The sequence below is a fragment of the Synechococcus sp. H70.1 genome (genome assembly GCF_047502705.1).
Classification (GTDB): domain Bacteria; phylum Cyanobacteriota; class Cyanobacteriia; order Thermostichales; family Thermostichaceae; genus Thermostichus.
The window spans coordinates 1-7,046 of the sequence record NZ_JANSIV010000063.1 but is presented as its reverse complement, the minus strand read 5'-3'; the positions used below and the strand labels follow the sequence as shown (position 1 = coordinate 7,046).

Below are 7,046 nucleotides of genomic sequence, written 5' to 3'. Positions count from 1 at the left end.
GATGTAGATCAAAGACCAGCGGCGGTTCTTTTCCCGAGCAATCTCTTCTGCCTTCTCTGGGCTGTAGCCGGGATACAGGTTGACATTAGAGCGAACTCCTGCCAAGCGGAGAGACTGATCCACACTTTCATAGATCTGAGGATTGGCCAGAGCAGGATCCACTACATCAAGAACAACTCCTCCTGATGCGAGGTGAGCAGTTGACCAACCTAGCCAATACCCAATCTCCAAAGCAGGTTTTCCTTGGAACTTAAGAGCGGTATTGTACAAGATATGTGCTTCATCTCGGCTAACAAAGCCAATAAGAGGTTGACGTAAGTCTGCGTGCAAAAGATGGGGAATCTCTTTTCGCAAGTAGGGCCAAGGGTGAGAGCTTGGATCCACTACAGTCATTAGAGGAAAGCTATAGTCAAGATGTATTCTCCTCTGGTTATTCGATACATAGTCATATCTTTTAATCGGGGGAGAGTTCTTGCCTGGATATCGTAAGCTGGCTTCAACCTTAAAACCTTCAGTTGTAAGTACAATATAAGTTGGCCTTGTCTTAGCATCGACCGTAAGATGTACAATCCCTATTGGTTCGTGAGGCAAAAAAGGATCCACCCATAGCCTCTTTTGAGGATCCCATAAAGGTAGCTGATAGTGAGCCAACCAATTACAATTGAGTGGTAGAAGCTCAACTCTATCCAAACCTAAATCCTTGTAGATAGAAACATTTAAAGCAAACTGATCCGTCCATAAATCGAAGCATCTGAGGATAGCTTGCTCTAGTCTTTTTCTCCATGCCGACCAGTGAATAGATTGTCTAGCTCCGGAGAATACACCAGCGTTCAGCAATGGCTCTATATCTAGACGATTAAACTCGGTGTGATGGAAGTATTTCTGGTAGTGCCAGGTTATCCAGGTTTGCACCCGCAATCTGTTGACAGTCTTAGCTACTAACTCGGCAACTATTGAAAATCCTTTTCTTTTTGCTCCTAGGGTGAGTAGCTCAATTGCAGACCAATCTTGGAGCCAAGCGTCTGCGTCAATCCAAATATAAACCTCGTAACCTGGAAAATACTCAGGTAAGAATGGCCTGGATGCCAGAGCTTTAAGGTAGTTAGGTAGGCTGTTACTACTTGGGATATCGTAATTCCAACCTGGCTCAATAATATGGTCAACGTACTGACTTATCCACTGCAACTGTTCTGGAGTGAGGCCTACATCAAAGAATCCAATATCGACGGAGTAGCCCTGTGGCTTCTCTCGGATAGAGAGGATAGTCCCCTGGACTAACTCAAAAAACTTGCTGTCTGCACTTGTAACAATGATAGTTGAGTTCATAACTTTCGCATCTCCTCTCTTTTCAAGAGTCTACTTCTAAGCTCTGCGCAGATAGCAGAGGGATCCTCTTTGACCAGCTATGATCTCCCCCTGCCAGATCATGTGAGAAGGATCCAGCATCTGGTCAATCTGCTTGCGGTCTTGCTCCGAGCCAAACTCCACGTAGATGACTTTGATGTCCTTGAGCCATGGCCCCAAGCTGGTCAACACCTCTATCTCTTGTCCACCTGTAGCCACCCTGAGCACATCGATGCGCTCCAGACCGAGCTCCTGCAAGGCTGTCCTGGCTTCTCGAAAGACCAACACCTGCTCCACTCCCCACTCTGTTTGAGAGTCTTCTGGCCAGAGACGACGAGTTTTATAGCCATCCTCTCCTGCCAAGCCCACTGGATGTACATGGCAGTTGTCCAAAATAAGAGCATTCTGCTGCAGCAGGTGCAAGGCCAAGGGATCCGCCTCAAAACAATGAATAACTGCATTCGGGCAAAATCCATGAAAGTAGACACTAGCAAGCCCCACACCAGCTCCTATGTCAGCAATAGTTTTCACTCCAGAAATAAATGAAGGAAGGTTATAGTTATTGAGATAGGCGGCTTTATGGAAAAATATCTCCTCGTAGAGCCATACCACAAAACTACGCTGGTTTACGGTAAACTCTCGCCTATAGCTTTGCATCAACCGATTACTATTGGCAAAGATAAGTTGATGGTTTTCTCCGAGAACAAATGCAAAGTTGGCTTTGAGGGGCTGCTTCAGTCTTTGGAGATCCTCAACCGTGCATACGGCCAGATCAAATACCGGCCAGCTTGCTGGTTCTTCTGTTAGCTCATGCACCCGTCCAGCCACGTCCCTCTGCTGCAAGAGAGCACAGGGATCCACAAAGCTCCCTTCCCCATACAGCTCCAGGCGTGGCAAATCCAGCAAATCAGCGGCAATAACTTCAGGACAACTTCGACCAACAAACACCTTGAGCCGCTCTTGCACCCGATGCAGCTCTTGCAAAGGCTCATACACAGCCAGGCGGGTGTCTATCAGGTGAGAGTTAGCCGTGCTGACAAAGTGACGCACCTCGGAACGAGGCGAGTAGCGGAAGGGTTCGGGCAGCTCTCCGCTAAACACCCAGTCCAGCAGATTCTGGATGCGGTGGCGGGGGTGCCACTGTTTGTCGAAGGCTTGGTAGGCGCGGCGGGCAATCTCGATGGCTTCTTGTGGATGGTCGAGGTAGTAGCGAACCTCTTCCAAAAGTTCGCCTTCGGAGTCGTAGGTCTCGCAGTAGGTTCCCGGCACCAGCAGCTCGTCGAAGCCCGAGGCAAAAGAAAGACGGTCTGTCAACAAAAAGCCACCTGCTGAGATCACTTCCAGGTTGCGGAGATTGAGATCCGCATTTTGGCTACAGTTAAACGAAATCAGCGAGTTGGCAAAGCGTTCGGCTGCTTCTATGCGATTGGCAGCTTTGATGAGGATAGGCAAACCCGCTTCCTTCAAAGCCTGCACAAGTCGGGAGCGTCTGGGGTGCCGAGAGCCTTGCTGGCCAATGAAGACAATTTGGTTTTCTCTCGCTTCTACCCACTCGTGGGTGATAGGGCGCATGGAGATAAGGGGCAGCCAGGCCAGGTTTTCCAAGCCTGCTGCAGCAAACCAGTGCAGGTGCTGGCGGTTGTAGGCGGTGGCCACGTAGTCAAAGCCTTCAGTAGCCCAGTAGGCTAGGAGGTGATTGATGGGGAACTCCCAATGGTGAGTATCGCCAGCCAGTAAGACGGTTGGGCAGCTAAACTTTTTGGTGCTGAAAGGATTACTGTAGTCGAAGCTAGAGGTCCAAACAGCAACTAAAATTCCTTATCTGCAATCTGTTCAGATTGCTGTACAAAGTCGTAGAGGTCATAATCCCCTTCTGGGCACTCCACTAGGCCGCCGGTGAAGTTGACAAAGCCTAACCCAAATCCCTTTGCTCTTGCCTTGGGACAGAGGGTTACCTGCCGGTCTGAAAGCAGAGGGGGCGGGATGTAGTCGGGTGGAGCTGGCCAGTTGAGAAGAATACGCGAAGCTGCGGCCTTGGTACCCTTCATTTTTTGTTTGATCCTTCGCTCGGGCAGTCCGTAGGAGCTTAGCAGTCCTAGGTTATGAAACGGTTATAAAGCCAGCTCTACTCCTCAGGGATCCGTCAAAACCCTTGTTTAGCCCGTCCCTGCAGCTTTCTCGAGCTGGATCGATAACTGGCAACCCTAGCTTGCCCTGGAAGTCAGGCTAAAGAAGAAGGGATCCCTTGATCCTCTATCTACGATAGGCCATGGGCAGCCCCGCCGTTGATAGGCCGGATCTGACCTACCTACCCAAGCGGCCACCTGCCGAGGTCAAGTAGGAGCAGCGACGAGCAGAGCACCTGGCCCAAAAGCTGCGGGAACTGGGGGTGAATCCGGGTACATTAGGCTAGAGAGAACGGAACGCTAGGGATCCCTTCCATGCAGTGCCAAGACCTTACTCAGGAGCTTGCTTCCGAGCTGGAGCAAGTCGGTAGTCTCGCTCAGCTATTGGACTGGGCTCTAGGTCGCATGCCTGAACAGCAGATCTTTTGTCAGATTGGCTGGGAAGACTCAGGGGCTGTGCTAGAGGTGATGCTTCGCCACTCCGAAAAGTTAGCAGTAATTCTACGGGATCCGCTCCAGAATTCTTCTAAAAAATTGCCCAGCACGGAAGATCTCCAAGCCCAGATCCTTCGGCTAGGGTTAGGGGAACGGGTTTTGCTGCTCGAAGGATCCATCCCCGCTCTTCTGGCAGATTTGGGGGAAGGGTTTCCCGATGCCCGAATTGGCGTTTGCTTCTGGGCGGAGCTTGTTGACTATCGCACCCATTTGCTCCAGTCCCTGCTTCTGCGGGATTACCTGGCTGAGCCGGCCCTGTACTTGGTCGATCACTGCCGCTACGGATCCCTTGCCCAATCAACCTTAGACTTGATGGGGGTGGATCTCGCTTTTCATCTGCAAAAAGCTTTTCCCAAGCTCAGCCAAGGGATCCATCTCTTGAGCTGGGATCCCCAACACAGAGCTTTAACTGAGCAAGATTTGGCTTACATCCGGGAACTCGGCCCAGGGTTGTTGCTGAATGCCAACCCAGTATCCCTCACGTTTTCTCAGCCAGATCCGCCGGAGCAGCCCCGGTTCTATCCTTGTAAGTACGTTAAGCTAGATAACTTCCTACCAGCTGAAGTCAACCAAGCCATCTTGCAGCATGCCATTGCTCACCAAGATAAGTTTATCCCTTCGAGAAGCTATAGCCAAAACAACACTGAGGCTGAGTCTCTCAAGTTTCGGCGCTCCCTAAGGCTAGATTTGGCTTACTTTCAGGAGTATGGATCCTTGCTGAAAGAGAGGATCGCCGCAGTGGCTCCTCAAATCTTTGTGGAGCTGGGCATCGAGAACTTCGATATCCAAATTTTTGAGATGGAGATGATTGCTAGCTATGATGGCTGCTACTTTACTCCTCATACCGATAATTCTTATCCCCAAACTGCCTTTCGTCAGGTAAGCTGTGTGTACTACTTTCACAAAGAGCCCAAGCCCTACCGAGGGGGTGAGCTGCGTATTTACGATACCCAAAGGCAGAAACCCCATCCGCCAATTCTCCATGGAGCCTACGACGAGGTGATCCCAACCAACAACAGCATCGTCTTCTTCCCCAGCAGTTGCATACACGAAATCCTGCCGGTGTTTAGTCCCAGTCAAGCCTTTACCGATAGCCGCTTCACCATCAACACTTGGTTAGGAACCAAGCAACTTGCCTAAAGGCTCGAATTCGATATGGCCAGAGTCTGTATTGTTACCACAGTTCGGGATCCAGGAGTTTGCTTGGAATCCTTCATTCGCTACCACCTCGCCATTGGGATCGCCCACATCTATATCTTCTTTGACGATCCAGAGGATCCCGCTGCTCAGATAGCACTTAGATTCTCCGACGTAACAGCTATTCCCAATGATGAAGCTTTGCAAGTCCAGCAAGCGCTAGGCAATATCCTCTATGCAAAATATGGCCCTCATGTTGGCTACGAGGTCATGGCCCGCCAGATTTTAAATGTGGAAACTGCTATACAGCTTGCCCTTGAGCAAGGCATGGATTGGATCATTCATATTGATGGAGATGAGCTCTTCTACCTCGGCGAGGCGCTTACTTTGGACTGGTTTGACCAGCTAGATAGCGACATACTTCAGGTTCGCTTCTTAAACTGCGAGGCAGCCCCCGAAAAGTTTGAGATTGAAGATTACTTTCGCGAAGTTACCCTGTTCAAGCAAAACCCTGCTGTTCTAGATCCCCACTTTTATACTAAGTTTGAGAGTATCTCTGGCAAGGGCCAATACTTTTTAGCCTATCAAAATGGGAAATCAGCAGCTCGGATTTATCCTAATCTTTTGCCCAACAGCGTACATAGTTTTGACATTCCAGAGGAGCATACCCTAGTCACCTCATCTCCCGCTGTTTTGCACTACTTGAATTGCGGCTTCCAGAACTACTACAAGAAGTACGCTCAACTGGGAAACTTTCCCGACTACTGGTGGCGCTCAAAGTCCAATCCCATTCGAGTTCCCTTCCACTTGGCCTCAAGGGATGCATACTGCTCGGGAGATATCAACCAAATGGTGGCTCTTTACCAAAAGTTTGTACTCTACAGCAACTCTATGATTAACCAGAGCTTGATAGAAGAGGGTATCCTCACCCGCATCTGCTATCCTTCCCAGTTGCTAGCAACTGTACTTACCCCCTGAGAATCTCAGGTTGTTTCAGAGGACTAAAAAAAAGCTCCCCAAAGGGAGCCAAGCAAACAGTGGAACCCGCAAAAACTATTTAAACACGTTGCAGCTGTTGCCTACAAAAGTGTCGAGAGTAGCTACAACTTTCTCCTCCCCTCCTAGGCCAATGGTGCATTGAATGGGGTTACCCGAGGAATTGACATATGCTGTTGCACTTGAAAGCGCAGTCGTGTCCCAACGGACGCCCCGTCGGAGGTCGTTAGTAGTACCCGGACTTGCCACTGGTGTGTCGTAGTTAGGTGCACTCCAGGGGTCGTTCAGGTATTTGCCCTGGTTAGGCCCAGGAGCTTGGATCCTAGAGTAGGCATCCGGGTAACTACTGGTGTCCAGCCGATAGGCTTCAGAAGCCCGCCCTACTGCAGTGAGAGCAGCTTGAGCCTCAGCAGTGCGAGAGCGGCGCACTTGGTTCAGGAATTGAGGGATCGCCACTGCAGACAGCACGCCCACAATCACGATCACTACCAGCAGTTCAATCAGGGTGAAGCCCTTGGCTTGGGAGAGAAGTTGCTGAGCCAGCTTGGCCCGCAGCAGAGACTGACGAGACTTTGCGCTCATGGTCCTCGATCCTCAGTTACTAGAGAGTTACTTGGGCAGGTTACCTGCCAGTCTTAACCTACCCAGCCTGAGGGCTATTCATAACAGCCTGTCCCCAAGCAAAATTGCGGATCTTTGGGGGGGTGGCTCCAGAAAGGTTCCGTAGTCATGGCAGATTAAGACCAGCGCTCTCCTTTCCGCCCATGAACTTCGCCCTACAAGCTCGGATCCTGGAAGCCAAGCAACTGCTGCAGCAATCGCCGGATGTCTTTGCAGAATGGCTGGCGGCTTTCTACCCACAGCAAGATCCGGAGGCATGGCGAGAGTTCTTGTGGGGCCTCTTTGACCTTGGGGTGCCTTCGCCGGCTGAAGAAGAAGCTTTCCCGG

The 7,046-nt window shown here is 50.5% G+C and carries 6 protein-coding genes and 1 pseudogene; 3 read left to right on the top strand and 4 right to left on the bottom strand.

Features of this window, described 5'->3' with window-relative positions; genetic code table 11:
• The 3 genes and pseudogenes from NW827_RS04565 to NW827_RS04555 form a co-directional block, all read right to left on the bottom strand.
• A pseudogene (locus NW827_RS04565) lies at positions 1-1,326 on the bottom strand (macrocin O-methyltransferase); the annotation flags it as partial.
• 36 nt (positions 1,327-1,362) lie between these two features.
• Positions 1,363-3,000: an FkbM family methyltransferase gene (locus tag NW827_RS04560; protein ID WP_414362482.1), complete on the bottom strand. Its 1,638-nt coding sequence runs from the start codon at positions 2,998-3,000 to the stop codon at positions 1,363-1,365.
• Between the two features lie 152 nt (positions 3,001-3,152).
• Complete coding sequence (locus NW827_RS04555) at positions 3,153-3,392, bottom strand: hypothetical protein (RefSeq protein ID WP_414362481.1); 240 nt, start codon at positions 3,390-3,392, stop codon at positions 3,153-3,155.
• A gap of 483 nt (positions 3,393-3,875) precedes the next feature.
• On the opposite strand from NW827_RS04555, the gene NW827_RS04550 reads away from it, so the two are divergent.
• The gene (locus NW827_RS04550; RefSeq protein WP_414362480.1) at positions 3,876-5,105 is read left to right on the top strand and encodes a 2OG-Fe(II) oxygenase; all 1,230 of its coding nucleotides are present in this window, start codon (positions 3,876-3,878) and stop codon (positions 5,103-5,105) included.
• 63 nt (positions 5,106-5,168) lie between these two features.
• A complete protein-coding gene (locus tag NW827_RS04545; protein ID WP_414362479.1) occupies positions 5,169-6,080 on the top strand; it encodes a glycosyltransferase family 2 protein in 912 nt (303 codons plus the stop codon).
• A gap of 75 nt (positions 6,081-6,155) precedes the next feature.
• On the opposite strand, the gene NW827_RS04540 is transcribed toward NW827_RS04545, so the two are convergent.
• Positions 6,156-6,680, bottom strand: coding sequence for a type IV pilin protein (locus tag NW827_RS04540; protein ID WP_414362478.1), 525 nt, complete (start codon positions 6,678-6,680; stop codon positions 6,156-6,158).
• Positions 6,681-6,862: 182 nt separating this feature from the next.
• Between NW827_RS04540 and NW827_RS04535 the strand changes: the two genes are divergently transcribed.
• The coding region (locus NW827_RS04535; RefSeq protein ID WP_414503382.1) for a hypothetical protein at positions 6,863-7,046 on the top strand (184 nt) is incomplete at its 3' end.